The sequence below is a fragment of the Sphingomonas albertensis genome (genome assembly GCF_014358075.1).
Lineage (GTDB): Bacteria > Pseudomonadota > Alphaproteobacteria > Sphingomonadales > Sphingomonadaceae > Sphingomonas > Sphingomonas albertensis.
In genome coordinates, this window is record NZ_JACONT010000006.1 from 49,006 (window position 1) to 74,752 (window position 25,747).

At 62.1% G+C, this 25,747-nt stretch carries 31 protein-coding genes; 6 read left to right on the forward strand and 25 right to left on the reverse strand.

The window, feature by feature from the left end; translation table 11 throughout:
- Positions 1-60: 60 nt before the first annotated feature.
- From H8S47_RS04470 to H8S47_RS04505, 8 genes are all read right to left on the reverse strand, one after another.
- Entirely contained in the window at positions 61-567 is a 507-nt protein-coding gene (locus H8S47_RS04470; protein ID WP_187502718.1) for a phage major tail tube protein, read from the reverse strand.
- Positions 568-606: 39 nt separating this feature from the next.
- Positions 607-1,785, reverse strand: coding sequence for a phage tail sheath subtilisin-like domain-containing protein (locus H8S47_RS04475; protein ID WP_187502719.1), 1,179 nt, complete (start codon positions 1,783-1,785; stop codon positions 607-609).
- A gap of 20 nt (positions 1,786-1,805) precedes the next feature.
- Positions 1,806-2,156 (reverse strand): GPW/gp25 family protein, encoded by a 351-nt coding sequence (locus H8S47_RS04480; protein ID WP_214654932.1) that lies wholly within the window; start codon positions 2,154-2,156, stop codon positions 1,806-1,808.
- A gap of 5 nt (positions 2,157-2,161) precedes the next feature.
- Positions 2,162-2,731, reverse strand: a complete 570-nt coding sequence (locus H8S47_RS04485; protein WP_187502721.1) for a phage baseplate assembly protein V — start codon at positions 2,729-2,731, stop codon at positions 2,162-2,164.
- A 77-nt stretch (positions 2,732-2,808) separates the two neighbouring features.
- Positions 2,809-3,039, reverse strand: a complete 231-nt coding sequence (locus H8S47_RS04490) for a hypothetical protein (protein WP_187502722.1) — start codon at positions 3,037-3,039, stop codon at positions 2,809-2,811.
- A gap of 40 nt (positions 3,040-3,079) precedes the next feature.
- A complete protein-coding gene (locus H8S47_RS04495) occupies positions 3,080-4,996 on the reverse strand; it encodes a hypothetical protein (protein ID WP_187502723.1) in 1,917 nt (638 codons plus the stop codon).
- A gap of 12 nt (positions 4,997-5,008) precedes the next feature.
- Positions 5,009-5,554, reverse strand: coding sequence for a phage tail protein I (locus H8S47_RS04500; RefSeq protein ID WP_328805422.1), 546 nt, complete (start codon positions 5,552-5,554; stop codon positions 5,009-5,011).
- Positions 5,551-6,450 (reverse strand): baseplate assembly protein, encoded by a 900-nt coding sequence (locus H8S47_RS04505; RefSeq protein ID WP_187502724.1) that lies wholly within the window; start codon positions 6,448-6,450, stop codon positions 5,551-5,553. The genes H8S47_RS04500 and H8S47_RS04505 overlap by 4 nt, the downstream gene beginning before the upstream one ends.
- 381 nt (positions 6,451-6,831) lie before the next feature.
- Here H8S47_RS04505 and H8S47_RS04510 point away from each other — a divergent pair, with 381 nt between their 5' ends.
- On the forward strand, positions 6,832-7,563 hold the full coding sequence (locus H8S47_RS04510) for a Crp/Fnr family transcriptional regulator (protein ID WP_187502725.1): 732 nt from the start codon (positions 6,832-6,834) through the stop codon (positions 7,561-7,563).
- Between the two features lie 114 nt (positions 7,564-7,677).
- Here the strand turns inward: H8S47_RS04510 and H8S47_RS04515 are convergent, their stop codons facing one another.
- Entirely contained in the window at positions 7,678-7,848 is a 171-nt protein-coding gene (locus H8S47_RS04515; RefSeq protein ID WP_187502726.1) for a hypothetical protein, read from the reverse strand.
- Positions 7,849-8,139: 291 nt separating this feature from the next.
- Here H8S47_RS04515 and H8S47_RS04520 point away from each other — a divergent pair, with 291 nt between their 5' ends.
- The gene (locus tag H8S47_RS04520; RefSeq protein WP_187502727.1) at positions 8,140-8,505 is read left to right on the forward strand and encodes a helix-turn-helix domain-containing protein; all 366 of its coding nucleotides are present in this window, start codon (positions 8,140-8,142) and stop codon (positions 8,503-8,505) included.
- Between the two features lie 165 nt (positions 8,506-8,670).
- Here the strand turns inward: H8S47_RS04520 and H8S47_RS04525 are convergent, their stop codons facing one another.
- The 13 genes from H8S47_RS04525 to H8S47_RS04585 form a co-directional block, all read right to left on the reverse strand.
- Positions 8,671-9,141, reverse strand: coding sequence for a phage virion morphogenesis protein (locus H8S47_RS04525; protein WP_187502728.1), 471 nt, complete (start codon positions 9,139-9,141; stop codon positions 8,671-8,673).
- Positions 9,138-9,638 (reverse strand): phage tail protein, encoded by a 501-nt coding sequence (locus tag H8S47_RS04530; RefSeq protein WP_187502729.1) that lies wholly within the window; start codon positions 9,636-9,638, stop codon positions 9,138-9,140. Before H8S47_RS04530 ends, H8S47_RS04525 begins: the two co-directional genes overlap by 4 nt.
- A 64-nt stretch (positions 9,639-9,702) precedes the next feature.
- Positions 9,703-11,070: an SGNH/GDSL hydrolase family protein gene (locus H8S47_RS04535; RefSeq protein ID WP_187502730.1), complete on the reverse strand. Its 1,368-nt coding sequence runs from the start codon at positions 11,068-11,070 to the stop codon at positions 9,703-9,705.
- Positions 11,070-11,696: a hypothetical protein gene (locus H8S47_RS04540; protein ID WP_187502731.1), complete on the reverse strand. Its 627-nt coding sequence runs from the start codon at positions 11,694-11,696 to the stop codon at positions 11,070-11,072. Before H8S47_RS04540 ends, H8S47_RS04535 begins: the two co-directional genes overlap by 1 nt.
- Positions 11,697-11,707: 11 nt before the next feature.
- On the reverse strand, positions 11,708-11,917 hold the full coding sequence (locus H8S47_RS04545; protein ID WP_328805423.1) for a hypothetical protein: 210 nt from the start codon (positions 11,915-11,917) through the stop codon (positions 11,708-11,710).
- 40 nt (positions 11,918-11,957) lie between these two features.
- The gene (locus H8S47_RS04550; protein ID WP_187502733.1) at positions 11,958-12,422 is read right to left on the reverse strand and encodes a hypothetical protein; all 465 of its coding nucleotides are present in this window, start codon (positions 12,420-12,422) and stop codon (positions 11,958-11,960) included.
- Complete coding sequence (locus H8S47_RS04555; RefSeq protein WP_214654933.1) at positions 12,419-13,027, reverse strand: lysozyme; 609 nt, start codon at positions 13,025-13,027, stop codon at positions 12,419-12,421. The genes H8S47_RS04550 and H8S47_RS04555 overlap by 4 nt, the downstream gene beginning before the upstream one ends.
- Positions 13,024-13,377: a hypothetical protein gene (locus H8S47_RS04560; RefSeq protein ID WP_187502734.1), complete on the reverse strand. Its 354-nt coding sequence runs from the start codon at positions 13,375-13,377 to the stop codon at positions 13,024-13,026. Before H8S47_RS04560 ends, H8S47_RS04555 begins: the two co-directional genes overlap by 4 nt.
- 4 nt (positions 13,378-13,381) lie before the next feature.
- Positions 13,382-13,597, reverse strand: coding sequence for a tail protein X (locus H8S47_RS04565; RefSeq protein ID WP_187502735.1), 216 nt, complete (start codon positions 13,595-13,597; stop codon positions 13,382-13,384).
- Positions 13,597-14,076, reverse strand: a complete 480-nt coding sequence (locus H8S47_RS04570; protein WP_187502736.1) for a head completion/stabilization protein — start codon at positions 14,074-14,076, stop codon at positions 13,597-13,599. The genes H8S47_RS04565 and H8S47_RS04570 overlap by 1 nt, the downstream gene beginning before the upstream one ends.
- Positions 14,077-14,214: 138 nt before the next feature.
- On the reverse strand, positions 14,215-14,949 hold the full coding sequence (gpM, locus tag H8S47_RS04575) for a phage terminase small subunit (protein WP_235982600.1): 735 nt from the start codon (positions 14,947-14,949) through the stop codon (positions 14,215-14,217).
- A 94-nt stretch (positions 14,950-15,043) separates the two neighbouring features.
- A complete protein-coding gene (locus tag H8S47_RS04580; protein ID WP_187502738.1) occupies positions 15,044-16,111 on the reverse strand; it encodes a phage major capsid protein, P2 family in 1,068 nt (355 codons plus the stop codon).
- A gap of 48 nt (positions 16,112-16,159) precedes the next feature.
- Positions 16,160-16,984, reverse strand: coding sequence for a GPO family capsid scaffolding protein (locus H8S47_RS04585; protein WP_187502739.1), 825 nt, complete (start codon positions 16,982-16,984; stop codon positions 16,160-16,162).
- 171 nt (positions 16,985-17,155) lie between these two features.
- Between H8S47_RS04585 and H8S47_RS04590 the strand changes: the two genes are divergently transcribed.
- Positions 17,156-18,976, forward strand: coding sequence for a terminase large subunit domain-containing protein (locus H8S47_RS04590; RefSeq protein ID WP_187502740.1), 1,821 nt, complete (start codon positions 17,156-17,158; stop codon positions 18,974-18,976).
- A complete protein-coding gene (locus H8S47_RS04595) occupies positions 18,976-20,010 on the forward strand; it encodes a phage portal protein (RefSeq protein ID WP_187502741.1) in 1,035 nt (344 codons plus the stop codon). Before H8S47_RS04590 ends, H8S47_RS04595 begins: the two co-directional genes overlap by 1 nt.
- A 229-nt stretch (positions 20,011-20,239) precedes the next feature.
- Here the strand turns inward: H8S47_RS04595 and H8S47_RS04600 are convergent, their stop codons facing one another.
- On the reverse strand, positions 20,240-20,464 hold the full coding sequence (locus H8S47_RS04600; RefSeq protein WP_187502742.1) for a hypothetical protein: 225 nt from the start codon (positions 20,462-20,464) through the stop codon (positions 20,240-20,242).
- A 191-nt stretch (positions 20,465-20,655) separates the two neighbouring features.
- Between H8S47_RS04600 and H8S47_RS04605 the strand changes: the two genes are divergently transcribed.
- Positions 20,656-21,306, forward strand: a complete 651-nt coding sequence (locus H8S47_RS04605; RefSeq protein ID WP_187502743.1) for an SOS response-associated peptidase family protein — start codon at positions 20,656-20,658, stop codon at positions 21,304-21,306.
- A gap of 57 nt (positions 21,307-21,363) precedes the next feature.
- The gene (locus tag H8S47_RS04610; protein ID WP_187502744.1) at positions 21,364-21,573 is read left to right on the forward strand and encodes a YozE family protein; all 210 of its coding nucleotides are present in this window, start codon (positions 21,364-21,366) and stop codon (positions 21,571-21,573) included.
- 1,130 nt (positions 21,574-22,703) lie between these two features.
- Here the strand turns inward: H8S47_RS04610 and H8S47_RS04615 are convergent.
- Positions 22,704-24,425 (reverse strand): DGQHR domain-containing protein, encoded by a 1,722-nt coding sequence (locus tag H8S47_RS04615; RefSeq protein WP_187502745.1) that lies wholly within the window; start codon positions 24,423-24,425, stop codon positions 22,704-22,706.
- A complete protein-coding gene (locus H8S47_RS04620) occupies positions 24,425-25,369 on the reverse strand; it encodes a DNA-methyltransferase (RefSeq protein ID WP_187502746.1) in 945 nt (314 codons plus the stop codon). The genes H8S47_RS04615 and H8S47_RS04620 overlap by 1 nt, the downstream gene beginning before the upstream one ends.
- Positions 25,370-25,747: the final 378 nt, after the last annotated feature.

Below are 25,747 nucleotides of genomic sequence, written 5' to 3' on the forward strand. Positions count from 1 at the left end.
CGAAATTCCTTGGATCGAGGCGGGGATGGTCATGGAGCCGGCGCTGGCGCCGGGGCGTCCTCACAGGATGATGTCGCGCATGTCCGCGAGCCGATCGACGCCACCGACGATGTGGACCATGTTGAGGACGTCGATCTCGATCAGGACGGCGCCGTTCCACTCGAGGCGGTAGTAGACGAGCGCCATCTTGACCTTGAACTCGCCGCCCTCGCCGACCTTCTGCTCGCCCATGTCGATCTCTTCGTGACGGCCGCGCACGGTCACCTCGACAGCATCGGACGTGCCGGCCGAATCGTTCTGATACTGACCGGCGAAGCGCAGGAAGATCCCGCCGATCGTCGGCGCGGTGGCCTGCAGCAGGACGTCGCGCAGCGGACCGCCGGCGGTGAATTCCAGCTCCATGGCTTCGGCGCCCATGTCGAGCTTGACAGTGCCGTCCATGCCCCCGCCGCGATACTCCTCGAGCTTGCGGGTGAGCTTGGGCAGCGTGACCGAGGGGACCTCGGCCAGATAGCTCTGGCCTTCGTTGAACAGGTTCATGTTCTTCAGTTTGCGCGGCAATGCCATGATCGGCTCCTAGATTTCGGGTCGGGTGAGCGGGGGCGATCAGGCGACGGAGAAGTCGGCGAGATAGCTGTCGGTGATGCGCTGGTTGAGCATCAGGTTTTCGAGCGGCGGGACCGGCGTGTAATCGTAATCGATCGTCACCTTGCCGGTCTTGAGCGTCGCCGCGGTGTTCTTGGCCGCGTCGAACCACGCGTTGCCGTCGATGATCTGGCCGGAGGTCTTCATCCCGCGCAGCGTGCCGTTGATCGTCTCGACGATGTCCTTCACCAGACTTGGGCGCAGCGGCTTGTCGATCGCCCACGTCATGCCGCCCGCGATCGTATCCATGAGGACCTGCGCGGTGCGGGTCGCGGACTCGAAAGTGAACGGCGAGGTCGGGTCGATCGTCGTGCGCGAGCCCCAGAACCGAAAGCCCCCGCCGCTGCGGATCAGCGCCGTTACCTGCTGCGCGTTGAGCAGGTTCGCCTCGCAGTTCGGATCCTGCACGTCGAACTGGATGTCCTTGGTCAGGCCGACGACGCCGACGACGGGGACATTCGACAGCGTCTTGTGCCAGCCCTCGTCGGAATCGATGCGGGCGCGCATGCCGAGTGCGCGGGCAACCGCAAAGCTGGTGGCGTTGGCGCTCGCGACGGTGTCGAAGGCGATGAAGTCGGGGCAGATCAGCATCAGCTCGCGTGCGCTGAAGCTTCCCCGGTAGGCCGTCGCGGCAGCGATGTCGGCGCCGATCGCGGAAGCATAGGCCATGCCGCGCAGCTTCTGCGCGACGACGACGAGTGCGGTAGTGACCGCCTGCGTGTCCAGGCCAGGGCAGCCGAGGATCCGCGGTTTGATCCCGAGCTGCGCTTCGGCTGCGAGCAGCGCCTGCATGCCGGTCTTTAGCCCGTTGACCGTCCCGCCGATCACGGCGGTGTTGGTGGCGGCAGCATCTGCCCCTGCAGCGACGCGAACGACGACGACGGGTGCGCGCGCCTGGTCGGCGATCGCCTGCAGCGCGAGACGCAGCGTGCCGGTCGTGCCGGCGACGCCGATCGCGGCCGCAATGTCGGTCACCAGCGCCGGCCGGTTGAGCGGGAACGCCGCATCGAGCGCGGCGGTCGCGGCACCCGCGGGCGCGGTCGCGGTTGCGACCAGGCCGATGACGGCGGTGGCGACGTCGACGAGCGTGCGGGCGCCCGCGGTAACTTCGGTGACGGTGATTCCGTGCTGGTAGGCCATCGAAACAGATCCTTTCAGGACTATGCGGGCAGCGCGCCGGCAAGCGGGATGGAGAGACGGGTGCGGGCGGCGAGCGCCGGGACATCGGTGCGCTTGCCGTCGAGGATGAGCGCGAAGCTGGCTGGGCCGATCTGCCCCAGCGCGACGTTGGTCAGCGTGATGCGCGGTTCCCAGCGCAGCAGCGCGAGCGCGGTCGCGGCGAGCAGGCGCATGCGGCCGGCGGGGTTCATCGCCTGATCGATAAGGTCGGGCAGCAGCGAGCCGTAATCACGCCGAGCGATGCGCGAGCCGATCGGCGTCGACAGGATATCGGCGATCGACTGGGTGAGATGGTCGACGCCATCGAGCGGCGCGCCGGTTCTGGCGTTCATGCCGTTCACTGCGGCAACCCCGACACGCCGCCACCGGCGGTGACGCCGAGATGCTTGTGGCTCTTGAGACTCTTGCCCCCGCCGACGACGTCGTCGCTGGCGGTCGCCTTGCCCGCGATATCGACGTCGCCGGTGATCGTGACGGCACCGGTGATCGAAACCGGACCGGTGATGGTAACGCCGCCCGGCGCATCGATCTGCACCTTGCCGCCCGCGGGGAGCTGCGCGACGAGCAGGTGCGCGGTCGCGTCATAGGAGAGGATCGCGCCGTCGCCGAAGCGGATCAGGTCGATGTCGTCGCTCGACGGGGCGGGCATCGCATCGGAGAACAGGCCGAGGATCGCGACGCCGCCATCGGTATCGCCTTCGGGGCAGATCAGGAGGCATTGCTCGCCGATCGTGGGCGGCGACCAGATCCGCGTGTTGCCGGCGCGCTGGACGATCCAGCAGACGTCACCGGTCACGATCTCGCCGACGCGTACGCGGCACGTCGCATCGGCAAGATCGACGGATTCGATCGTGCCGATGCGGACGATGTTGCCGATAATGCGGCGAGGATCAGGGAGCGCGTTCATGACGCGGGACATTGGCGCGGCGATCCGGCTCGTGCGCGGTCGTGCGGGTGTGGAATGCGATCCCACACCCGAAGGGATCAGGCGGGGTTCGGCTCGGGGTCGGGAGCGTTGGCGATCACGCCGAGGCCGATCTTCACCGCGACGCCGCGGCCGACTTCTTCGACACGTTCCGCGGTGGCGATTGCATCGTAGTCGCCGCTCGCGTCGTAGCAGGCGTTGACGCTGCGCTCGTGCACGACGTCGCCGCTGGTGAAGGTGGCGGCGACGGTGCGCGTCGTCGGATCGTGGTCGCCGATGGTGATCTTCATTGCGTATGGTCCTTCCGGTTGGTGGATGTGAATGCGGGCGTCAGCCGTGCTGGACGTCGACCCATGCGCGGCCGTCGCGCACCGCCCAGACCTTGCCGATGCGCGCCCGGTACTGGTCGAAGCCGATCGTCGCGGCATCGATGGCGACCGCCGTGATTCCGTCGCCGTCCGGGGCGGCGACGATGTAATCTCCGACAGCGAACGCGCCGCTGACCGCCACCGGGACCTGGCCGCAAAAGGCGATCCGGTCGACATTGGCGCGGGCCGCCTCGAGGGCGTCTTCAAACGTCGCTAGATCCGCCACGTACGCGGCGTGCGCGGTGTCCCAATCGTCAGCGGTTTCGTCGGTAGGCTCGATCGGTCGTTCGCCCAGGTGCGCCCCGTAGGTGTCGTTGCCGACGAACCCCGGCTGGTCCGACTTCACGACGAAGCTCCGGGCATCCGCCCAGCGCGTCACCAGCTCGCCGTTGATATCGACGCCGCACACGTCGCCGGCCGCGATCGGGCCGCAGCCGTCTGCCTTCTGCATATACTCGGCATAGTCGGCGCCGCTGGCGTTGATCGTACCGGCCGCGTTGATCGACCGTCCCGTGCTGCTGTTCTTCGACAGGTAGAAGGCCGACGCAGCCGAACTCTGCCCCGATGCATTCGCGATGTTGAAGGTCGCGACATAGCCGTTCGGTCCGAGGAAGCCCGTATGTTGCGCGTTCTCCGCACCGCCCTTGGCGAGGATATGCGCGCTGCCGGTGGTGACGCCGACAAGCAGATTGGCGTTGGCGTCACCGGTGACGCTGCCGATCGTCCCCGTAGGTGCCGAAACCGCCCCGGTGAAAGCCGCGCCTGCGAGCAGCGCGAACTCGGCACCCTGGCGACCGTCGAGCAGATCGGCATCGAGCCCTGACCCGGCGCCATCGACCGTCAAGAGCCGCGATATGATGTTGGCGCCGGTAAAGGTTGTGACGTTGACCGGCGTGTATCCCAGCCGGGCAACGATGTCGGTGTACCAGGCACCTTGCTGGCCATCGAGCAGATCCGCGTCGAGGCCGGATCCCGCGCCATCGTTCGCGGCGTTCCACATCAGCGATCCGTTAAACGCGACCGTCGTCTGCGTGATGCGGAGGCGCAGCGCGCCCGCACCGAACTGGCCCTGGTAGATGCTCAGCGCGTTGTCGGCGGACGAACCCATGTACCAGTTGAGCGATACGTTGGCATCGGACGCTTCGCCGAACTGCAGGAAGCCGTAACCGTTCGTGCCGTCCGATATGCGCAGGCCCGCGGCCAGTCCGGCATGACGGATGCCGACCGGCCCCGTAAAGTTGCCACCGGACCACAGGGCGAACTCCGCGCCCTGGCGGCCATCGAGCAGATCCGCGTCGAGGCCCGAACCTGCGCCATCGACCGAGAGCAGGCGCGACAGGACGTTCGCCGCGGTGAAGATCGCCGCCATGTTCTTCGGGGTGAGCGCGCGGACCGCGTCGGCCAGCGCGGTGGCTTCGGCATCGGTCGCCAGCTCGACCACGCCGGGGGTCGCCGTAGTGGCAGGTGGATTGAGGAAGTTGGCGTTGCCGAACGTGATCTGGCTGGCGGCGACGTCGAGCAGCGTGGCGTCGATCGCGAGCAGCAGCAGCGCGCCGGCCGACTTCTCGATGATCGGCGCGGCCTGCCCATAGGCGCCGAACAGCGTGCCATCGGTCAGGTAGAGCGCAAGGCTGCGGACCGTGTAGGTGTCGGCGGTCTCGTCGCGCACGACCAGGTGGATGACGTCGGCCGCGACACCTGCGCCCGAGATCGTCGCGATGCGCTTTACCTCGCCGGGCAGCGCAGCGGTATTCGCCGCAGCGACGATCGCGGTCGGGGATACGCCGACGCTCGCGATCCGGACGGCGTTGGTGCCGTCGCGGGCGGCGTTGACGAGGGCGGCGCGGCCGGCGTCGGTGATGCGTAAGACGAGCGACATGGTCTCTCCGGGTCAGGCCGCGGGGGCGGTCATGGTGAGGCGGGTAAAAACAGCGGGGCGCGCGGCGCCGACCGGCACGAAGCCGGCGGTGGCGTTGAGCGCCTGGCTGAAGGTGAAGTGCGAGCGGACCGGCTTGGTGCGGTAGACCTCGGCGATGACGGCATCGACGAACGCGGCATCGACGGGCGCGCCGGCGTCGTCGGTGATGTTCAGCAGGAGGTTGAAGGTGTGCGGATCACCGGGCGGCGCCATCTGCCACCATTCGCGCAGAGCAACCGATCCACCGAACGAGGCGACGACGTCGCGGACGGACGATGCCGTGCCCTTGCGGCGCTGGATCGCCAGCGCCTGGCGCACGCGTGCGCGCTTGATCGTTTCCGGCCAAGCGCTCGACCAGCTGTCCAGCGACAGCGCCCATGCGAGGTAGGGCAACAGGTCGACCGGGCACGTATCGGGGTTCCAGAGCGAGCGCAGCGGCACTGGCACGTCCGCGAGGCGCGCCATGCTGGCCTCGACCGCGCGCTCGAGCGCGGTAGCGTTGGGCGGGAGCAGCGTCACTCGCCGAGCCCGGCGTGGACGACGTTGGACGCGGTGCACCAGCCGGCCTGCGTGCGATCGAGAACGACGTCCGACGCGGGACTGGTGAGGACGACATTCTGCACGCCCTCGACGTGGAGCGCGGCGAAGATCCCCGACCGGGTGATGTCGCGGCCGAGGCGGTGTGAGTTGGCAATGTAGGCGGAGAGACGCGCACGCGCCTCCGCGATGACGATCGAGCCATCAGGACCGGCGAACGTCGTGATCGAGGCGGCGACCGCGTATGGCACGATCTGCGCCGACTGGATCGTCACGTAGTCTGTCAGCGGGCGGCGGGTTTCGGCCGAGACATAAGCGAGAACGGCGGCGAGCAGCGCTGCCGATGCGACGCCAGTGCCGGCGCGCGCGAGGACGGTGACGCGGACCTCGCCGGTCGTCGGGCTGGTCGCGCTGGCGTCGAGAACGTCCGGCGATGCCGACAGTGCGTGGAAGATGTACGCGCCCTCGGGGCCGGCAACCGAATAGCCCTCTGGTGCGAGGACCAGGCGTCGCCGGAAGTCCTCGTCGCTTTCGAGGACCGCAGCGGCGCCGGTCTGTGCATCAGCCGGCGTGATGACCAGGCGAACCACGCCCATGAGGGCGGCAAGGTTGTCGAGATCCGCGCCAATCGCATAGGCAGGCATGACGGCGCGGGCGGCGTCGTTCACGCGGGCGCGCAGCAGCATCTCACGGTAAGCTGCGACCTGCAGCAGTTTGACGGCGGGATCGGATTCGACGGTAGCATCGAAGTCGGGGAGCAGCGCGACGAGTTGCGCCAGCATCTGACCGTAGATCGTGTCGAAATCGAGGGTCTCGACGATCGTCGGCGCCGGCAGGCGGGACAGATCGACAGCGGTGAAGGTGGACGGCTCGGCCATCGGGCCATGTCGTCGGTTAGGTCAGGGCAGCGCCATCATGCTGGGGTGTGAGATAGCTTTTCACACTCGCGTTTGTGTCGCGCCTTCGGCGCCGCGGAACAGCGGCTTCGAGATGGACGCCAACAACCGTAGTTTGAAAAGAAGCCAGAAACGGAAACCGCATTCCTAATGCGTACAGGATATTATCTTGAGATCGCCGTAAATCGATAAATTAATCCCGCCATTCTGCACAAGTGTCTATTATGATTGGATTATAATTCAATTTTAAACATCGCATTTGTTTATAGTATTTTAAGCACTATATCCGAACTGCGGCTTATATTTCAGCGTCGCGTAAAGTGCGCGCAATTTTGCTCTGCATTTTTTTGCAGGAGAAATGAGTTGCCGTATAATGCCGCTGCTCCGCTCGAGAAAATGATAGAAAAGCTAGCAATGCGATCTTCGTTACTTGACGGTGATCGCGCTGCCCTAATTTCATTGCCACATTCTATAGCATCTTATGACCCCGGAAGTTACATCATTCGTGATGGCGACATCGCGGTTCGTTGCATAGTTCTAATTTCGGGTTTTGCCTTTAGGCATAAAATAACTAGGCATGGTGGTCGCCAAATCGTTTCAATCCACATGCCGGGCGATATAATTAATCTTAATAATATCCACATTGGCCTATCGGACTACAATGTACAGGCAGTCACAAGTTGCACTGCGGTAACGATACCGGTTAAAGATTTGCAGGAATTGTTGATAGATAATTCCGCGATTAGTGCGGCATTTTTTACAATTAGTTTAGTAGAGGCATCCTCATACAGGGAGTGGATGCTAAATCTTGGAAGACGGGACGCTCGTGGACGCGTTTCTCATTTACTATGTGAATTTGCAGTCAAACTTGATACCTTGGGTATTGGTCCCGGCCAGTCTTACGACCTACCTATGACTCAAGAGCAGATTGGTGATGCGGTCGGCCTCTCGGCTGTCCATGTGAGTCGCACTTTAAAGTCATTGGCTCAGGATGGTCTTATTACCATGAATAAACGAGGGATTGGGCTTCCGAATTGGAATCGCCTTAAAGACGAGGCTGGATTCAACGCGAGGTATCTTCACATTAGCGAGTGAGATCGCGTTTCACCCTCATACCTCACATTGGCGGAGGACGGCTGTTCGCCCTCCGCTTTGACTCATCCTAGCGTCGCGGAATTGCAGTGCCGCGACGCCACGCTCAAAATCCCTTCAAGGCTTCTTGCCCTTTATAGCGTCGATCCGTTCCCGAACGCAGTGCAGGCTCTCGTCTAGCTTCGCGGCAATCATGAACTCCCCTTGTTCGTCAGCAAGGGCCAGCGCCTGTTGCACCATTCCGGCGATGTACGTCAGCTTGGCGATCGGGTCGGGGTCATTACGCATCAGCCAGCCTAGCTCGAGATCAATATATCCAGTATACATCCAATGGCAGACGCAACCGTTTTAACCAATGCCCACCAGGCCATTGGCCGTCAGATTTTTACAATTTCTGCCAGCACTAGCGCTAACATAAAAGACTGTCCATAAAAGCAGCATAGTCATCGATTCTATAAAGTCGGGTTCATAGAACGGCTTGCATAACGAGGAACCCCGGCGATGGGTCAAGGCGTAGCAAAAATTTGGACGGCTCCCGATGCGATCGGCGACGCTGAGCGATTATCTTGTGCAGTAAGCATGATAGCAGCACGTAACGCGCTACACGGTCCCTTACCATCCGAAATATTACACGATCCTGCATTGGGAATTCTGCTGCAGCTCTTTGTTGCGAGTTCAGGCGATCAGTATCTATCTCTTAGTCAGTTATCGGAACGCACCAACGTTTCGCGATCGGTAGCTCTTCGCTGGCTCAAGGTGCTCGAATACGCCGGAACTGTTTCGATCAATGATGAGACGGCTGACAATCCAACGCCCTCTTTATCTGCGCAAGGCGTTGACGAAATGAACGCGGCGATGTCAGCGGTGATAAACTCGCAAATCACGTTGCATGGCCAGCATGATGATCAGCGCACTGCGGAAAAGAGCGTGCGTTCGGTAACGTAGAAGCTTGCGGGCAGCGCGAACCGGCATATTCGCTGCAGAGGTCGCATTCCCGGAGGTGCGTCCACGCCCCACATTCTAGCGTTCTAGTTCGGCGGGCCATCGGTTCGCTCAATACGTTGGCGTTAATTACCTCGCTTTATCAACGTCCGCCATCCGGTGTTGGCGTCAAAATCCTGGCACATTGAAATGGTCGAGCGCGATGTCGAGTAGCGCCTGCCGTTCCGGTTCGGTGTCCCCAAGCAATACACGGCGCGCATAGCGTACAGGCTTTCGCCCCTTCGAGGGAACATCATTAAGTCCCTCCTGGTGAACGCGCGCGATCTGCGCAGCTCGGCCGCTGAAGCCGACCCATGCCTCGGTGTCGGTCGCGCCTGCCTTGAGGTTCGACGCGTTGCGCAGCTTGCGGAACATCGCCTGTCGCTTGATCGTCCCCTTACGCCGCAGCCGCCCTGCGGGTTGGGGTTTTCGAGCGGCATAAGGCTGGCCGTCCGGATCCTGCTGGCGTGCGATACGGGCCGCTTGGCTGCGCTGTAGCGAGCGCACCATGAGGTGGAGGACCTTCCGGCGCTCGCCCGCATCGACCTTGCGAAGAAGCGCGCCCGCAAGCTGCTCGATCTGGGCAAGATCGTCGGTCATGCCGTTGACACGAATGCAGGATCGCTGGTCTGCGCGACCAGGTCATCGCGCAGGAACAGTTGCCACAGGTTCACGCAGCACACGCCATCGAACCCGCCGCCGTCGTGGAGTTCGGCAAGGTGCGTCGCGTCATAGCCGCCGCCATCCTTCGCCGTGACGCGGACCGCCTCGCTCAGTTCGATCGTGATCGAGACGTCGGCGGTGTCGGCGTCGAGCAGCTCGGACTCGAAACCGAACGGCTCGGGATCATTCCCCTGCAACAGGTCCGGCTGCTGGTCGGCGATCCATGCGAGGATCGGGATCATAATATCGTTCACGGCGCCGGCGTAATCCTGCACGACGATGTTGAGCGTGTAGCGGTATTCGAGCGACAGCGTGCCCCCGGCGCGCGCGGCGATCCGCCCCTTGTCGACGAACATCGCCAAATTCTCGGGCTTGGTCTTCAAGCCCGGCACCGCGGCGAGCAGCAGCGATCGAAGGGTTTCGGGCTTTTTCATTTCAGGATCCTGCGGAAATGCGGGGGCGGTAGCGGCCGAATGAGGGCCGCTACCGTTGACAGGTTCAGCCGTTCGGCGCCGACAGCCGGCGACGGATCGGCATCTGCCGGATCACGAAGCTGGCGGTGCCCGCGCACGACCCTTCAAGGTGGACGTACGCCGCCATATAGCTCTTCGCGGTGTAGGCCGGGACGGTGAAGGGCCGCGTCATCAACGTGGCCGTATAGGGCTGATCAGCGCCCAAACTGCCGGTCGTGGTGGCGGTGTAGCCGTCCATGTAGTTGAAGCCCGTCGCCGACCCGTTCAGCGTCCCGACCGTGACCAGCTCGAGGCGGGTTGCCGCAAGGCATGGCGATGCCGCGGTGATCTGAATCTGCGTCACCGCCTGGACGATGTCGCCCGGCAGCCAGTTCGCCGACCCCACGGTCTGAAACAACCGGCAGCTATCGCCGGCCGCGACCCACTGGCACGTCACGGTGACGTTGTTGCCGACGCCTTCGGGATCGGCCTGCGTGCCGAACGTCGCTGTCGTGCCCGCCGAGCCGAACGCGGTCCAACCAGAGGGGACGGTTCCGGTTGCCGTGCCGCTCAGCGTGCCGCCCGTCGCGGTCGCGAAGATCGGGTTCGCGAGGAGCTGCCAGCGGCCATTGCCGGGAAGTTCGGTACCGGTACGGGTCAGGACGCTGCGGGGCGGAACGATCTGGTTGATCAGCGGCAGCAGCGTGAGGGCATGGTAATACGAGCCGCGGCTTACCTCGTGCGTCCCGTCGAGCGAGAAGCCGGGTTTGAACGTCACGGTCGTCGCGCCCGCGGTCGGGTTCATCACCGCCGATCGCGCATCGTTCAGATAGACGTTCGGGGTGCCCTCGACATAGTCGGCGAGCCGGATGTTGAGTTCGTTCATCTGGCTGACCTGCGCGGCGGTCAAACCGTTCGCGCCGACTTCCGCCTCGAGGATGACCTTGATCCCGGCAAGCCGCCCCATCTCCGCCATCGCGATGATGTTCCCCGCTGCGGTCGCGCCGCTGGTCGTCGCGGTCGGATAGTTCTGTGCGAGGTCGTTCACCCCGGCGATGATGTAAAGGAGGCCTGCGCGCGTCGCGAGCGCCTGCGGCATGCGAGCCATCATCTGGTCGGTACGATCGCCCGACTTTCCGAAGGTCGGGCCGATCGAGAACCGCCCCCCGGACAGCTGCTTTGCCCATACCAGAGCGCTGCGCATGTTCAGCGCGTATTGCGCGGGATCGATATAGACCGCGTCACCGCGGCTATCGGCGATCACCGTAGCGATGCGCGCATCGCGACCAATGGCCAGAGCCTGTGCCTGCACCGCCAGGCCGCGCGCCGACGGGTCGATCTGCGCGGCGATCGGCGAGGCCGCGAACGTCAGCAGCAGGAAGAACGCGATCAGGCGCGCCATCATCGCGCGCATCACTGCGATACCCGGTAGCCGATGCCGGCGTTCGGGAGGGACAGGTAGAAGGTCGCGCCGGCTTCCGTCTCCAGCCACGGCTGGTCGACGCCCTGGCGGGTGTACGTGCCTAGAACGACGCCGGCCGGCATCAGCGGTAGCCTGGTCGTGCCGCCATCGGTCGAGCGCAGCAGCTGCGCCGTGCCGCCCGGCCATGCCGCAGCGGACAGGGCGACGGTGATCGCGCGGCCGAGCTGGGGCACGAACGGGCCGACGACCTGTGCGACCGACGACGTGCCGGCAATGGCCGTCGACGTCGCCGCGAGGGTGACCGGGTTCAGCGTGCCGGAAACGGGAATGGCGGCCGCGCCGGGGATGCCCTGAATCGTCACGACCTTAGCGTTCGGCGTGCCGGCCACGCCGGTCGGCGTGCCATCGCCGCCACTGGCGCTACAGCCCGACATGCAGCGGACGGGCAAACCGTGTGCGTCGTCGACGGGGATCGCTTCGCTACGCAGCGGGCCGAAGGCGAGGCCCTGCAGCACGGTGATGCTCTGGTCGTTGTAGATCGGCTTGGCCTGGCCGTGCGCGCTGACGGATGCCAGCAGCGCAGGCCCTGCCAGCAGGGCGAGTAGACGGAGTTTCACCGCGGCTCCTTTCACTTTGCGTTGGCGACCGGGCACGAGCCCGGCGCATTCCAGTTGACGAGGCGGTCGCCGCGATCGGCGTTGCCGGCGAAGGCGCGCGCGAGGCGGATGATGCCGGCGCGGATGGCGGTCGGGATCTGCGCGATCAGCGCGGGATCCTCAGGGAGCCCCGCGGGGCGATCGGCGCAGTGCAGCAGCTCGGCGGGGGGCGTGGCCTTCACTTTCACGACGATCGGCGTTGAGACGACCGCGGGCGGTACGTCAGCGTGCCGGGCGCAGGCCGGCAACGCCGTTAACAGCGCGAAACCAATCGCTATCGACAAGGTTCGTCCGTTCAGCTTTCGCATCTGCCATCTCCATTCGTTGAGCAGCCGAGCTTGCTGCCTCGGCAGCAGCACGCGCGGCGCGGGTGTCTTCATTCTGTCGGGCGTCATGGTCGGCCATCGCCTGCGCGAGCGTCGCCGCGGCGAGCTGGTCGCTGCTGGCCTTGAACCGGACGAGGCCGGCGACCGTGGCGGCGCAGGCTTCCCCGCGCGGCGTCTTGCCGGCCGCGGCAAAGTCGGTGCCGGATCCGGCACATATGACCTGTGCCGCGTGCTGGAGATCGTCGCGATCGGCGCGCGCCTGGCGAGCCTCGACATATTGCCAGGCGCCGACCGCGGCGACGATTACGAGGACGACGAACGCGAAGTCGCCGCGCAGCTTGGTGAACAGGGTGCGGATCATCGCGGAAGCTCCTTCAGGCAGATGGCGCGCTCGCGTGCGCGGCGGGCGACCAGGCCGGGCAGGACGCGTCCGCCGGCAAACTTGTAGCGCGGGAAGAAATCGCAGCCGGCGCGCCACTGGCCGGCGTTCCAGAACCGGGCGATGCTCGATTTGCAGACCATCGAAACGCCGACATTGTAGGCGAGCGACACGATCGCGATGGCCTGGTTGGTGCGCCCGTAGACGCCTGGGATGCACTTGATGACGCCCTCAGCGTGCACGATCAGCTCGCGCTCGAGCATCGTCGCGCACTGCGCCTCGGTGTAGGTCTGGCCGAGCCGGATATCCTTCGTCGCGATACCGTCGCAGGCGGTCGCGACGCCGACCGCGTCGAGATACGCCTTCAGATATTGCTTTCCCGAGACGTGCTTGATGGTGATCGCGCCGCTCGGCGCGACGGTCGCGGTGACCTTGCGGCCGCTCTCTTCGGCCGGGGTCATCACGAACAGCGCGAGCGCTGCACCGACGCTGCCGAGAACACCAGCGAGGGTCTTTGCCGGGACCTTGGTATTCGGCGATTTGGCAGGCTGGGGCGCGAGCTTCGGCGCAGGCGGGGCAACGGTCACAGGCGATCCTTTCGCGGAAAGAAGCGGTCGAAAAAGGCCGCGGGGATATCGGTGACACGCTCGCTGAGGCCGGCGATGAACTTGGGCGTCGCCTTGAAAGCGATCATGCCGACGACGAACCCGACCGCCTGGATGACGAACGGGTCGGGCTGGCCCCACGGCCACAGCACGCGGATGACGCCGGTCGCGAAATAGCTGACGACGATGCCGACCGACATTTGCAGAAAGCGGCGCGACCAGGTCAGGCCGGTTTCGTAGGCGAGGCTGACCGCAGCACCGAGCGCGGCCGGCGTCAGTCCGAACGCGAATGCCAGCAGCGACACGCCGAATTCGTGGAGAAGATCCTTCATACGGTCAGTCCCAAAGCTGGATGAGCGGGAGGGTGCGCGCGGCGGGCGCCATGCTGGTGGGCATCGCGATCTGTGCGCCGAGCGGCAGCACGGCGCCGGCGTCGGCAATGCCGCGGTTGAGATCGAGCACGCGGCCAATGTCGGCCGCGCCCAGGCCGCGTTCGCGCCAGATGAGTTCGTCGAGCGTGTCGCCCTGTTTCGCGGTGAGGACGTCGGCCATCAGATCAGCTCGACGCGCAGGCGCGTCCGGCCGAGCATGTCGCGCACCGCGTGGAGCGCATCGCGGCGCAGCTCGACGATCGACGGTTCCATGTCGTCAACCTGCCGCTGCCCCGCGCCGGTCAGATCCATATCGCGGTACGTTTCGACCAGCTCGGCCTTGGCGCTGGCGCCGATCGCGCGCGCGTAGAGCAGGACGAGGCGGCTCGTGCCGTCGATCTTCGGCGATGGAACAGCGGCAAGCGACGCGTGCCCGGCGAGGACGTGGGCGACCTGCCAGGCGGCAAGCTGGTTGCCGATGGTCATGATCGCGCCGACGATCGCGCGCTTCAGTCGGTCCGGCGTCACGACATCGCGCACGCGCCATTCGTCGCGGATCCGCGTGGCGTCGATGTCGGGAAACCATCCGTCGTTCGTGACCGGCATTTCGGCCAGCTCCGGCGGGATGACGATGAGGGGCGCGCAGCCGAACCCACTCATGCGACGATGGCGATTGTGACGAGCATTGGGCGCGATCCTTCGTGTTTTCGGGGGTGGGGATCAGGATCGGTCGATGGCCCTCAGCGCCGAAGCGCCCTCCCATCCCGCGTGATCCGCCCCCGAGCGCCGGGGGCGAGCTTATTTGGCCGGCGACGTGCCGGCGGATTTCGTGGTGGGCTTTGGCGGCGCAAGCGCGCGCTCGAGCCGTTTGATTTGTCCGGCAACGCCGACCCGGTCGTGCAGCGCAACGGCGCGACGCAGAGGAGCAAGCGCACGGTGCGCAACTTCGGCGAATTCCGGTTTAGTCGGATCCATCGCGTCGGCCGCGCGCGCCAGTTCCGTGCCGATCGCCTTGTGCAGTTTGGCGCGAACCTGATCGTGCATGTCCGCGTCGGCTGTCAGTTCTTCGACATGCTCCAGCACGTCGAGCGGGAACGGCTGCTTGGCGGTCTGCGCGCGAATGGCGGCGTCGGCGATTTCCTCGACGATCAGCGTCGGCGCGGATCGTTCGTAACGCGATGGCAGCGGCACGTCATAGGCGACGACATGTTCAGCGAGTTCGAGCGCGCGCACGTAATCGCCGGTGTCGATCAGCCAGACCATGATCGTCGGCAGGACGTCCTCGGCAACGCCGATGCCGGCATTCCGCCCGCCCTCGAGCAGCCCGGCAACCCAGTCGGCATAAGCTGGCAACAGCTCGCGCTTGGTTTCAATCTTGCGCTGGATCGAGTGGATCTCTTTCAGCCGGCGCAGATCGTGCTGCAGCCGCATCGCGATCGATGCGGCTGCGCGTTCGGCGGGAGTGCCCGCGTCGGACGCTGGCGCCGACGCAGGTTGGGATAACCCGCTCTCCATGACGGGAGCAGATGCCATCTGGGATGCAAGGATTCGATCCCGATGTTTGCGAGCAAGGCTCATGGCATGTCCTGTGGAGAGCGGGCTAACTGGTAGGGGCAGGGCAGCCTGATCAGGCCGGCTTCTTGCCCATGACGATGTTCTCGACGAGCGCGACCTTGCCCATGTCCTCGACGACGAAAGCCTGATTGACGCTCTCGTAGTTTTCGATCTGGTCGCGCTTGGCGTTGTCCTCGATCTTGCGACGCTCGGTGCCGATCTGCTCGTAGACCGACAGGTTCGCGAGCGTGGTGATCAGCAGCGCGTTCTTGGGGAACTTCGGCACCCGGACCGCCTGCAGGCCGCCCAGCTTCTTGTCGGAGAGCAGGACGTCGCGCGCCAGCGTTTCGGTCGCCTTGTCGCCGGCTGCGTTGACGATCGAGAAATACTTGTCGTGAACGAGGTCACGGCCGACGATCACGACCAGGTCGGTATCGTCGCGGTAGTTCTCGTCGAGCAGCTCGATCGCGTCATAGATCAGCGCGTCGATGTTGACGTAGTCCACGTCCTTGCCGACCTCGCCCGCGCCGACATAAATCGCGCCGGCAACCGTCACGACGTTGTTCACGCGGGTGGCAGGCTTCAGTTCGCCCTCGGCCAGCACGCGGGCAGGCGCATCGAGGCGAATGTGCTGGAGCCAGCCGATGTTGACGTCCTGCAGCAGCGGATACGTGGTCGGGTTCGTCTCGACCGCGACGTGCGTGCCGTTGAAGCCGATCGTGATGATGTCGAGCGCCTTCGCCTTGACGATCGCATCGCGCAGCAGGATCTGGAAGTTTGGCTGATGTGCCCAGGCGTCGAGCGTCTCGTACCGAACGAGCGTATCGAAGTCGGTCTTCTCACAACGGTAGTTCGTCTCGTCGAGATCGCCGGGATAGCGCGGCTGGCGGTCGTGGATCCGGGTATCGGTGCGGCTGGCGATCGTGCCCTTCACACCGACGCCGACCTTGTCGCCTTCCTGCGCGACGACCGGAATGATGTTGATGCTCGTCAGGAACGCGCTCGACTGCTGGATCTTGCCGCGCAGCGTCTGGGCGACGGCGGGCGCGACCGTGAACGAGCGGCTGGGATCCTCGATGCCGTTCAGCTTGCCAATCTGCAGCGTGAAGGCGTTGTACTTGAGACGGGTTTCGTTGCGCATGGGGGCGGCTCCTGGGCGAATGTCGGTCGGGTCGAAGGGGTGGCGGCGTCAGCAGTCCGTGGCGGGCTCGCCGGTGCCGCCATTGGCGGGCGGGCGGCTGAAACCCTGTTCGGGCGTGGCTTCGAGCTTGGCCTGCAGCGTCGCGAACTCGCCCTGCAGCGACGTCTGCGCGTCCGTGATCGGCTTGAGCGCAGCGGCGAGCGTGGTTGCCATCGTGTCGCCCATGGCGACCGCAAAGGTGGCGAGATCGTTGTCGTTCGCCGGCTTCTGCTTCGGCTCGGTCTTCGGCTTCTCAGGCTCGCTGGCCTTGAACATGGCGGCGACACCGGCAAAGCCAGCCTTGATCGCGTCGGCGATACCGGTCGGCTCGACCGGCTTGGCTTCGAACTCCAGCGTGACTGCATCAGGCGATGCGGCGAACACGGTGCCGGGTGCGGTGCGCGAGAATTGTAGACGCTGCGTGCCGATCGACGCGGGCGTGTCGGTGAAGGCGAGACCGATCAAGCCGATCTTGTCGGTGCCAGCATAGCTCGGCGTCAGCTCGACCGAGGGGTATGGTTTCTGGTCGGCGTTGACGAGGGCGACGAGCTGATCGTTGGCATCGACCTGGCAGTAGAGCGCCTTGCGCGTCTCGACCTTCCCGCCGATCGTGAACTCATCGTTCTGCACCTTCACGGCGACGACATCGCCGTAACCGTTGAACGGGGGTTCGGGGCTGTAGCCCGACAGATGCTCGATATTGATGCGCGGGCTGTAGGTCTCGGCGTTGAACGTCGAGAAGACCTCGTCGATCATCTCGTCGGTGATGACGCGCCCGTCGCTGATCGTCTGGCCGGCGACGAATGCGCGGAAGAACTTGCTCTTGGTGCCCATGGCGGTCGGTCCCTCGGGGTTCGAAATCGGTGGGCCGCGTCAGGCGGCATCTGGAGGCCGCAAAGGGACCGAAAGTGCCGCGTCTCTCAAGCGTGCGCAGGTGTGGGATCGCATTCCACACCCTAGACACGGTGCAGATGCCGCCAATCGCGCGGCAAGGTCCGCCGCGACATGGACAAGCTCCCCGCAGATACCGGCATGCCGTTGCCGTCCTCGACGTTCCCGATTCCCGTGGACGTGCGTCGACAGGCGCGCAGCCTGTATTGGCAGCGCTGGGGTATCCCGCAGATCGCCGAGGAACTGCACCTCAATCCGAAGACGGTCCAAAGCTGGAAAGATCGCGACAGATGGGACGATGCGCCCTGCATCGCCAAGATCGAGGACCACCTGGAGGCGCGGCTTTGCGGGTTGATCGCGAAGGACAGGAAGACCGGGGGCGATCTGAAAGAGATCGACCTGCTCATGCGCGGCGTCGTCAGCGCCGCGCGCGTCCGCCGGTTCGAAGCGCCCGGCGGTCACGAGGGCGATCTCAACGAGAAGGTCGCCAACCGCAATGCCGGCGAGCGCAAGGCGGGCAAGCCGAAGAACCACTTCACGACCGAGCAGGTCGAGCAGCTCGAGCAGATCTTCCATGACGAGCTGTTCGGGTATCAGGAGGATTGGTGGGGCGCGAAGGATCAGCGCTCCCGCATGATCCTGAAGTCACGCCAGATCGGCGCGACGTGGTATTTCGCCCGCGAGGCGCTGCTCGACGCGCTACGCGGAGGCGGCAACCAGATCTTCCTGTCGGCGTCGAAGAACCAGGCGCACATTTTCCGCAACTACATCGTCCAGTTCGCGGCCCGCGTCGGCGTGAAGCTGCAGGGCGACCCGATCGTGCTGACCGCCGACACGATCCCCGAAGGCGAGCCCGCGGCTGAGCTGATCTTCCTCGGCACGAACGCCCGCACCGCGCAGGGCTATCACGGCAATTTCTACTTCGACGAGTTCTTCTGGACCTACGGGTTCGAGGAACTCAACAAGGTCGCCAGCGCGATGGCGATGCATAAGCGCTGGCGCCGCACCTACTTTTCGACGCCTTCGACGATCGCGCATCAGGGCCATCCGTACTGGACGGGCGAGCGGCGCAACCGGCGGGTCAAGAAAGCCGACCGGATCGAGATCGACGTTTCGCACGCCCGGCTACAGGCGGGCGTGTTGTGCGAGGATCAGGTCTGGCGACAGATCGTCACGATCGAGGACGCCGCGGCGCGCGGCTGCGACCTGTTCAACCTCGACGAGTTGCGCATCGAATATGCGCCCGACGAATTTGCCAACCTGCTCATGTGCCAGTTCGTCGACGACAGCCTGTCGGCGTTCAAGTTCAACGAGCTGCAGCGGTGCGCGGTCGATGCCATGGTCGACTGGACCGACGTCGACATGCTGGCGAAACGGCCGGTCGGCAACCGCGAGGTCTGGGCCGGCTACGATCCGCAAGAGAGCGAGGACGGTGACAACGCCGCGCTGGTGATCGCGCTGCCGCCCGACGGCCCCGGCGGGAAGTTCAAGCTGCTCGAACGCCATCAGATCAAGGGCGACTTTCAGGCGCAGGCCGAGTTCGTTCGTGCACGCCTGGCGCGCTACAATTGCACCTATCTCGGCATCGACAAGAAGGGCATCGGCGCGGCGGTCTATCAGATCCTGCGCGACGCCAAGGTCCGCGGCGTCGTCGCGATCGAATATTCGCTCGAGGTGAAGACCGGCCTGGTCATGAAGGCACAGCACACCTTCGCCCGCCAGCGCGTCGAATACGACGCCGGGTGGATCGACCTGCAGTCGGCATTCCTGTCGATCAAGAAGGCCCTCACCCAGAGCGGCAAGAGCGTCACCTTCAGAACGAGCCGCACCGAGGCGGTCGGCCACGGCGATCTCGCCTGGGCGGCGATGCACATTTTCATCAACGAACCCCTCGACGGTCAGGTGCGGCCGAAGACGCGAATGGAGCTATTTTAATGGACCAGCTGCCCGCCTTCGGCGCGAACATCCCTGCGCGAACCAGTCAGACAACCGCGTTCTCGTTCGGCGATCCCGAGCCGGTACTGAACCGCCGCGAGATCATGGACATGGTCGAATGCTACAAGACCGACCGCTGGTACGAGCCGCCCTTGTCGCTGGACGGCCTCGCGCGCGCTTTCCGCGTATCGCCGCATCACAGCTCGGCGATCATGCTCAAGCGCAACCTGCTGGTCGCGTCGTTCGATCCGGTGACGCGCGGCGCGTCGACGGTGCCGGTCCTGTCGCGATCGGCGTTTGGTCGCGCAGTGCAGGACTATCTCGTGTTCGGTAACGCCTATGTCGAGCGGCGCGACAACGTGATCGGTGGGGTCCTTCGACTCGATCATAGCCTCGCTAAATATACGCGCCGCGGGATCGTGGACGGCGAGTTCTTCTGGTCGCCGGGGCTTGCCGCAGCGACCGCGTTCAAGCCGGGCAGCGTCATCCAGATCATGCAACCCGACATCAATCAGGAGATCTACGGGGTGCCCGAATATCTCAGCGCCCTGCAGTCGGCGCTGTTGAACGAGGCGGCGACGCTGTTCCGGCGTCGCTACTACCTGAACGGCAGCCACGCCGGGTATATCCTCTACGCTACCGGCGACATCGACGAGAACGACACCGACGAGCTGCGCGACGCGCTGAAGAACTCGAAGGGCCCGGGCAACTTCAAGAACCTGTTCGTCCACGCGCCCGGCGGCAAGGAGGGTAGCATCAAGATCCTGCCGATCGCCGAGGTGGGTGCCAAGGACGAGTTCCTCGGGATCAAGAACGCGACGCGGGACGACGTGCTGGCGGCACACCGCACCCCGCCGTCCGTGCTGGGGATCGTGCCGGCGCAGGGCTCGCAGCTCGGCAAGATCAGCGAAGCCGTCGACATGTTCTTCGAGCTAGAGATCCTGCCGCTGCAGATGGCGTTCATGGAGATCAACGATCGCGTCGGTTTCGAAGCCGTCCGGTTCACGCCGCGCGCGATAGCGCCCGCCAAATAGCTTTCACGTTTGGCATACGCCCCGAGTTTCTGCAGAGCACAAGACGACGACCGTTCACCGGGCGTAAGGATCGGAAACGATCATTAGCTACGCGCGCATCACGCCGAATGGGTTCGCTCGCCTTTCGCAGTATCCTCCGCCGCCAGTAAAGCTGGCTGCGTCACAATGTGGGGAGGCCCGAGCTGGCCTCCCCTCGCTATTCTCTGGAGGGCGCACCTGAGCCCGTGTTTTAGCAGCCGTAGTAGGTCTCTTCTTCGAACAAGGTTGGCACGCCACTTCTGAAAGTCGTGCCATCACAGAAGCCGATGCGCTGTCCGGAGATCGCTGTTTGGGATTCATCCGTATACCAGACAATCACATATTCCTGCTTCTTGCCTTGCGCTTGAACGGGAGCGGTTACCCCGACTGCAAAGAATGATGCGAGTGCGATGGACGACAACATTTTCTTGAGCATAACTGTCTCCCGATTCGTGGTTCATGCAGGAGAACTTTCTTACAATCCGTTGTCAACCTCGCTTCGGATCCGGATTGAGCACGGCGTCCTTCACGAATTGGCAAAAACTCTGCGTGGTTGGCTTTTGAGGTGACCGGCCTCGTGATACTCACGATCGCGTTTATCGTCGCCTCAGTCGCGGAGTTCATTTGATGTGCAATCGTGCGAGGTTCAGCGGCGAACCCGACACAATCGTCGAGCGACTCGGTGGGGAATGGCTGACGCCGAAGCCGATGGATAACCGCTTCAACCCGAAGGAGCTTTATCCCAAGAGCCGGGCATATGTCGTTCGCGAGCAGGACGGCACTCGCGGCCTCGACGTAATGCATTGGGACGTCACGGCCGGCCAGGCGCCATGGCCAATGACGAACGTGCGCAACCTTGGACTGCCGCAGTGGAAGGCCCTCGCCGCGAAGCCGGAGAACCGCTGCCTGGTGCCGCTGACCGAGTTTTGCGAATGGACGCCCAAGCCGATCGACCAAGGCGACGGGACGAAGCCGATCAAAGGCGAGATGTGGTTCGACGTCCTCGACCAGGACGTGTTCGCAGTCGCCGGGTTTTGGCGGCAGATCGGTGGAGAGCGATACTTCGCGATGGTCACGTGCGATCCGAATGAACTGGTCGCACCGATACATCCGAAGGCCATGATCACCGTGCTGGGCACAGCCGATCACGCGCGGTGGTTGAATGGGAGCTACGAGGACGTCGTTGCGCTTCAGCGGCCCTACCCGGCGGATCAGTTGTCAGTGCGCGGACCGGTCTTCCCGACGCGCAAAAATGCGAAGGCCACGAACATCGATTGAGAACATAAACGGAACGGACTAAAGCCTATCGCATCGATTCGATGCGAGGATGCGACCATGCCCGAAACGCCGTTTGGTCAATGGCTGATGACCCAGAAAGACAGAACCGGCCTGGTGGGGCAGTTGGCGACAGGTGCGCAAGCTGATCGACGATTCCCGAGGACCGGCGATCCGGAGGCGGTTCGAAAGCATCTCACAGCGATGCAGGCGGACGGCGATATGTTCGACGCGGTCGACGACGCTGAACTTGATTGGTTGTGCGCCTGATGACGCGCGATCCCTGATTGCCCGGCTGTGGGCTATAAGAGCCTCCGTACCCTTTTCGATTGCCGGAAACACGGGGCCATACTCCAGATCACATGCGGGTGCGGACGTCAGGTTTGGAAGCTGCCCGGCGAGTTCATTCAACCGCCGCCCGGACACCCAAAGGTACGAGGTTACATGGAGATCAGTCATCTCTCTTCCGTGCTGCTCTGCCGGTGTGGGAGGAAGGGTGCCCGCGTCGCGGTTGTCATCGACCCGCCAGTACCGAAGGGTGTGCCAGTCATCGACTTCCTGCGTGCCGACGATCGCGAGCGGAAGCGGCTGATCCGGATCGCACGGGGGTGACAGCGCCAGGGCCGATGACGCTCGCCAATATGCGGAGCAATGGCGTTCGCGCGATCGAGGCAGACTGTGCGTGCGGGCATCACGCATCGGTGAACGTGGATCAGCTGCCCGATCATCTGGCGATACCGCCTCTGGCGCAGCGCTTTCGCTGCACGGCATGCGGATCACGCGCGCGCTCGACGCGGCCCGATTGGACGGACCGAAGCGGCACCATCGCACGCCGGTGACCAGCACGGGGCGCCGCCCTCAGCCCGCCGACCCCAAATATCGCGCAAGAACCCCCGCCTCGCCCGCGAGCTTTTTTGATGGCTTTGGATGCAGTTTGCGGATGTGCTGCAGAGGAGCCGAAAGCCTAGCCTTTAGGGGCGGTTTCGAGCGCATCGGTCGGATGCAGATTGCCGCACCTAAATCGCATGAGAAAGGCAGACGTGTGTTTTAGCTGCTGCACCGAATTCACGTATGCCGGCGATCAGAGAAAGTTGGTCGCAAGGATATTGCATCGTCGACCGTCCGCTCCCTATTGCCATCCGCGACCCCACGAAACACGTAATTCCCCCGCCTCGCCAGCGGTTCTTATCGTGTCGGAAAAGGTGCGTTTGAAATCGGGCTCATCCCGCCTAGCTCCTATAGGCACGCTCGCAGGGAGGAGCTTATCACGTTGCGTTTAGGTGCAGTTTCAGCGGGGGCGTAGTTCGTCTCACGCCCCCGCAACCGATACAACAAACCGTGGCGCCTGCTAAATATTAACCTCACAATACTTAAACGAAATCACGCAATATTGATTATATTCATTTGAAGTATGTCTCGACGATTTTTATCGCCATAGCATTGTACTGACTTGACCTATACTGGCTAAAGTCAAACTTCTCTAGACCTACAAGATTTTTTGACAATGCATCAAATGATATATCTTTGTCATTTTCAATCAACATTCTTAACACTATTAAGATGCTATTAATATATGTGGTCGTTAGTATGTATCCGTCGACTTTTTTGTCGGTGACCCATCGCGCGGAACCCACGCGACTTTTAACAGCACCCAGCATGATATTAATTACAGAAACGCAATACTTTACATACTCCTCCAATGCTTCATCATTGGACTGGCTGCTGACATCCTCTTTCGAAGCATGGCTCCATATTTTGAAGATAGAGTCTTGACCCTTTGTTTTGACCAGTGGCCTTAGCCCGTAACTAACGATCGAAGTCGTCTTCAGCTTGTCAGTGTCATAAAAGTACTGTTGGATATACCCCGCGAGCGGCCCTGTTCTCGCGAGCCCTGCTAGAGTTCTCGCAGCGATAGACTCGTTAGAAAATGGATCTAGGACCATTCCAATCGCCTGCTTCAACGTCGAATTAGCACTTGTTTGATTTGAGTTGATTTCTAGAAAAAGCTTCGCCTCGAATTTCTCTCGAGCGATAGCCTGCATTCCAACGGGATAGATAATTCCAGTCACAAGGAGATTCTGCTGCTTCCTAAGCGCAGCAATCTCAACATCATCCTTTTCCGACTCGTAATATGCGAAAACCCGGTGCTGTCCATCAATCAACCCAACGGAATTCGGCTTACTCGGAAGCTTTATTTTTACCGGCGCTGTATCTATCAAACCTTTAGCGTCGATGGTATTGTTATCCACATCCAAAGGCTTTACGTCCGAAGGAAGAGTAACAATAATATTGTTGATGAAAACGCGCTTTTCTTTTTTAAGATAGGCGCGAATTCCCTCAACTTTTGCGCGTGATATCATTCTTTGATAAACGTTCAAAGAATCTCGCCAGCCGTCAGCTCGAAGAACATACGACGTTCGCAAAAGTACGTCCGGGTCTGCATAAAAAGATACAACCTTGTATCCATCGTCGAAATTCGAATGAGCTTCTGGCAGAATGGATCCGTGGTAATCCTTAGATGAAGAACTTATATCAAGCGAACCATTCTCGCCTATTTGCTTGAGATCAAGTCCCAAGAAGTGGATGAACTCGAACCTAGCAGAGCGTTTTATAGCGGCTACTACCGATACAAAGTATCGAAGCTCTGAGTAGTTGAGATAGCTGATCTGGTTGATGTTTTCGCGATGATGCCCATCGAAATCGAATCTTGAACAATAAAGAATCTTAACGACTAATTTTGTCTTGTGATAGCCTTTGGGAAATTGGTCGACTGATTTTGGAAATTTTTCCTTTAAAAAGTCTATAAATCCAACTGGGTTAGCAATGATCTTATCATAAATGATCTTTTTATTTTTGAGGTGTCCACCGACAGCCGAACTTTGCGAAGTAGTATACTCTGCCAAAAGAATCAGATTCTCATAGACAAATATATCATCAAAGTCTGACGTCTGATTATCGAACGTAAACTCTTTATCAGATAAACCAGTGGCGCGGTTAAAACCAACCCCCTGGATCACAGACCTGACAAATTTACGGTGGTCGCCTTGCAGCTTTGCGTCAGCTTTCTCTTTGGCTGAAAGAACCTTCTTTTTAATCTTTTTCCCGACCGGTGCTTTCGCCATTATACCGCCCCCTTAACCCATTCGTCTGGTATTTTCGAAACTCGCTCCCCCGCCCTGGGAACTCTTATCGCTTTGGCCGAGGGTCGCAGATTTAGATCGCCGACTTGAAGCTTAGCTAGTCGATCAATGGTTAGCGCGACATAAGCTTCACTTTTGTCGATGCCCACTACCCGTCTGTCAGACTTAACGGCGGCAATTGCCGTGGTACCAGCCCCCAAGAAAGGATCCATGACAAGGTCACCGGGTGCGGACAGGGCCAGAATGCACCGTTCGACGAGTTCATGTGGAAACTGACAAGGATGGATGGTCTTTTCCGGATGCGCAGCCTTGACGTTCGGGATCTCCCAGACCGGGTCGTCATGAAAGGCGTCAGAAGCTGAGAAAGTCCAAAAATCTGCCGGGTTTTTGCCTTTGGGATTCCCGCTTGGCTTACCTGCCCGGCCCTCGTCCTTCGCTGCAGAATGACGCTTTCCGGGATAAATTTGCGGGACCCTAACGGGGTCTAGGTTGAATGTGTAGCTATCACCTTTGGTGAACCAAAGTAACGTCTCATATCGCCCAGAAAACCGCTTATTTGCGTGTAATCCAAAATTGAACCGCCATATTATCCGATTCCTAAGCTTAAATCCGGCCTTTACAAAAACGTGATAAAAAAAAGCGTCGAGTGGCACTATTTCGCCGCCTCGTACAAAATTTCCGGTTTGCCAACATATGCTGCCAGTACTTGAAACCTTTGAACAGATTTTTTCTATAATCGGATTCAACCATTCAAAGTATTCATCGAGCGACATTTTACTGTCCCTCTCGTACGCCTTACCGATATTATAGGGCGGAGAGGTGACAACGAGTTGAACGCTACCGTCTACAACCGTATCCAACGCATCGAGAGCATCGCCCTGAATTATTCGTACATTTAACTCGTCTGCGTCTGGCACGTTACTCATCCTAGACCGTCTACCTCGGCTTAACGGGCGGATCGCCCCACTGCGCCGCGACTATCGCAATGAACGACCGAAATTGCGAGCCTATAACAGCCGCAGAATATCAGGCTGGACGGAATGAGAGGTTGATAGCTTTCGGCGAAAGAAGGGCGCGGGACAATCGGTAAAGTGCGTCCTCAGGCAAGGGAGCGGAAGGCTGCCGAGGGGCGAACTGCAAGGTCGTCCCTGAGTGTCCGCGTTTTGTCGTCGAACTGATGTTACCGATAAATTTCGCGTTGTGTGTAGACCGTACAGAAGGCCATGCATACGGAGCGACAGGTTTCTGCCTCCCAGTGCTGGAAAGCGAGGGCTTCGCTTCCCTTTCGTTTGAGCCATCGGGCA